We start from the raw sequence: 861 nt of genomic DNA on the forward strand, positions 1-861 counted from the left end.
CCGCCTCTCCTGCCAAGATCTGCGATTGTTCGATTGGTCGGCGGTGCAATCGTCTTCTCACTCGCCTTTCATCCCGCCGCTAAGGTGAGTACACCTATAGCGGGGGAATTCCCGTCTGTCCAGTTAAATGATATTCAGGGATTGCAAAGCGCGATCGCTCTCGCCCCTTCTGGCACCGATAACGGTTTGCTCACTGCCGAACAAATCTTAGAATTAAACCTCAGCGCTGAATTAGTCGTCTTGAGTGCCTGTAATACTGGCTCTGGGCGCATCACCGGCGATGGCGTCATCGGTTTATCTCGTGCTTTGATTACTGCCGGAGTTCCCAGTGCGATCGTCTCTTTGTGGTTGGTTCCCGATGCGCCCACAGCCGCTTTAATGACTGAATTTTATCAACAATTCCAGCGCACCGGCGATAAAGCCCAATCCCTGCGCCAAGCTATGTTAACCACAATGCAGCAACACCCCAACCCTAGAGATTGGGCAGCATTCACCTTAATTGGCGAAGCTGAGTGAACGTGTCGCCTACCCCACCAGAAACAATGTATAGCGGATTGCCGCCCCATGAGGTACATGAGGGAAACTCAAGCAGACAAGGAAGACAAGGGAGAAAAGGGAGATGAGGAAGACTCTTGAACTAGAAGAAATTTCTTCCCCATCTTCCCCATCTTCCTTATGTTGTACCTGACCCAGGCAATCTGCTGTATCGGTGAGGTATTGATGGGCGGGGTTTTGGGGCACGGCAGCGAAGTCTTTTGATCGGGTAGAGAGATGGTTGATGCCGTGCCCCTACAGATCGTGGGTGTGGCGATCGTTGAGGGTAGGGGCAATCATCGCTAGACTTCGCGTACAGAGATGGTT

The 861-nt window shown here is 52.1% G+C and carries 2 protein-coding genes; one reads left to right on the forward strand and one right to left on the reverse strand.

Annotated elements, in window-relative coordinates; genetic code table 11:
• Positions 1 to 516 (forward strand): CHAT domain-containing protein (locus MiSe_RS49340; protein WP_226594906.1); only part of this gene is annotated, 516 nt, incomplete at its 5' end.
• Positions 517 to 525: 9 nt separating this feature from the next.
• Here the strand turns inward: MiSe_RS49340 and MiSe_RS49345 are convergent.
• Positions 526 to 741 carry a hypothetical protein gene (locus MiSe_RS49345; protein WP_226594909.1) on the reverse strand — a complete coding sequence of 72 codons (216 nt, stop codon included), beginning with the start codon at positions 739 to 741 and terminating at the stop codon, positions 526 to 528.
• Between the last annotated feature and the right edge of the window lie 120 nt (positions 742 to 861).

Source organism: Microseira wollei NIES-4236 (assembly GCF_020521235.1).
Taxonomy (GTDB): domain Bacteria; phylum Cyanobacteriota; class Cyanobacteriia; order Cyanobacteriales; family Aerosakkonemataceae; genus Microseira; species Microseira wollei.